1 rRNA gene is annotated in these 2993 nt (G+C 52.5%); it reads right to left on the reverse strand.

From position 1 onward, the window contains the following. Positions 1 to 2775, reverse strand: a 23S ribosomal RNA gene (locus CFB46_RS34895); the annotation flags it as partial. Positions 2776 to 2993 lie beyond the last annotated feature (218 nt).

Genomic DNA, 2993 nt, shown 5'->3' on the forward strand with positions numbered 1-2993 from the left:
AGTCCCCAGGGATATCTCATCTTAAGGCGAGTTTCCCGCTTAGATGCTTTCAGCGGTTATCTCTTCCGAACATAGCTACCCGGCGATGCCACTGGCGTGACAACCGGTACACCAGAGGTTCGTCCACTCCGGTCCTCTCGTACTAGGAGCAGCCCCCTTCAAATATCCAACGCCCACGGCAGATAGGGACCAAACTGTCTCACGACGTTTTAAACCCAGCTCACGTACCTCTTTAAATGGCGAACAGCCATACCCTTGGGACCGGCTACAGCCCCAGGATGAGATGAGCCGACATCGAGGTGCCAAACACCGCCGTCGATATGAACTCTTGGGCGGTATCAGCCTGTTATCCCCAGAGTACCTTTTATCCGTTGAGCGATGGCCCTTCCATACAGAACCACCGGATCACTATGACCTGCTTTCGCACCTGCTCGACTTGTCGGTCTCGCAGTTAAGCACGCTTATGCCATTGCACTATCAGCACGATTTCCGACCGTACCTAGCGTACCTTCGTACTCCTCCGTTACGCTTTGGGAGGAGACCGCCCCAGTCAAACTGCCTACCATGCACTGTCCCCGACCCGGATCACGGGCCAAGGTTAGAACCTCAAACAAACCAGGGTGGTATTTCAAGGACGGCTCCACCGAAACTAGCGTTCCGGTTTCATAGCCTCCCACCTATCCTACACAGATCGGTTCAAAGTCCAATGCAAAGCTACAGTAAAGGTTCATGGGGTCTTTCCGTCTAGCCGCGGGTAGATTGCATCATCACAAACACTTCAACTTCGCTGAGTCTCGGGAGGAGACAGTGTGGCCATCGTTACGCCATTCGTGCAGGTCGGAACTTACCCGACAAGGAATTTCGCTACCTTAGGACCGTTATAGTTACGGCCGCCGTTTACCGGGACTTCAATCAAGAGCTTGCACCCCATCATTTAATCTTCCGGCACCGGGCAGGCGTCACACCCTATACGTCCACTTTCGTGTTTGCAGAGTGCTGTGTTTTTATTAAACAGTCGCAGCCACCAGTTTATTGCAACCCCTTCACCCTCTGCCCGCAGGGGCATCAAGCTACAAGGGCGTACCTTATCCCGAAGTTACGGTACCAATTTGCCGAGTTCCTTCTCCCGAGTTCTCTCAAGCGCCTTAGAATACTCATCTCGCCCACCTGTGTCGGTTTGCGGTACGGTCATCATTAGACTGAAGCTTAGAGGCTTTTCTTGGAACCACTTCCAATTGCTTCGCTCCCGAAGGAGCTCGCGCCACACCCTTGAATTACGCGCCCGGATTTGCCTAAGCGCCTTCTCCAATGCAGCGACCGGGACTTCCAACACCCGGACAACCTTCCGCGATCCGTCCCCCCATCGCATCTAACAATGGTGCAGGAATATTGACCTGCTTCCCATCAGCTACGCATTTCTGCCTCGCCTTAGGGGCCGACTCACCCTACGCCGATGAACGTTGCGTAGGAAACCTTGGGCTTACGGCGAGGGGGCCTTTCACCCCCTTTATCGCTACTCATGTCAGCATTCGCACTTCCGATACCTCCAGCACCCTTTACAAGGCACCTTCGCAGGCTTACGGAACGCTCTCCTACCATGCGAGCAAAGCTCGCATCCGCAGCTTCGGTATATAGCTTAGCCCCGTTACATCTTCCGCGCAGGACGACTCGATCAGTGAGCTATTACGCTTTCTTTAAAGGGTGGCTGCTTCTAAGCCAACCTCCTGACTGTTTTAGCCTTCCCACTTCGTTTCCCACTTAGCTATATTTGGGGACCTTAGCTGGCGGTCTGGGTTGTTTCCCTCTTGACACCGGACGTTAGCACCCGATGTCTGTCTCCCGTGATTGCACTCTTCGGTATTCGGAGTTTGCTATGGCGGGGTAATCTGCAATAGACCCCCCAACCATGACAGTGCTCTACCCCCGAAGGTGAGACACGAGGCACTACCTAAATAGTTTTCGGAGAGAACCAGCTATTTCCAGGTTTGTTTAGCCTTTCACCCCTATCCACAGCTCATCCCCTAACTTTTCAACGTTAGTGGGTTCGGACCTCCAGTACGTGTTACCGCACCTTCATCCTGGCCATGGATAGATCACCTGGTTTCGGGTCTACGCCCAGCAACTGAACGCCCTATTCGGACTCGCTTTCGCTACGCCTGCCCTATACGGTTAAGCTTGCTACTGAACGTAAGTCGCTGACCCATTATACAAAAGGTACGCCGTCACCCCTTACGAGGCTCCGACTGTTTGTATGCATGCGGTTTCAGGATCTATTTCACTCCCCTCCCGGGGTTCTTTTCACCTTTCCCTCACGGTACTGGTTCACTATCGGTCGATCACGAGTATTTAGCCTTGGAGGATGGTCCCCCCATCTTCAGACAGGATTTCACGTGTCCCGCCCTACTTGTCGCACACCTAGTTCTTTCATACTGTTTTCGCCTACAGGGCTATCACCTGCTATGGCCGCACTTTCCAGAGCGTTCGGCTAACAATACAAATAAAGAGTGCAAGGCTCATCCCATTTCGCTCGCCACTACTTTGGGAATCTCGGTTGATTTCTTTTCCTGCGGTTACTTAGATGTTTCAGTTCACCGCGTTCGCTTCACTGGACCTATGTATTCAGTCCAGGATGACCCAAAAGGGCCGGGTTTCCCCATTCGGACATCTACGGATCAAAGCTCGTTTGCCAGCTCCCCGTAGCTTTTCGCAGGCTACCGCGTCCTTCATCGCCTGTGATCGCCAAGGCATCCACCACATGCACTTGTTCGCTTGACCCTATAACGAGTCTGTCTCATCTTTCGACGCTACAGTCGCTACAGGTTGAGTTCTCGCGTTGTGCCGTATTCCAATTAGAGTCAAACTTAGAGTTCGAATCATCTTGAGATACATCGATACAATCACAACCCGGATAACTTCCACGTCCATCTCAAGACGCTTCCGCTATCCAAATTACTTACTTCTTCCAGATTGTTAAAGAACGACAGCCGATATCG

This window comes from Burkholderia sp. HI2761 (assembly GCF_002223355.1).
Taxonomy (GTDB): domain Bacteria; phylum Pseudomonadota; class Gammaproteobacteria; order Burkholderiales; family Burkholderiaceae; genus Burkholderia.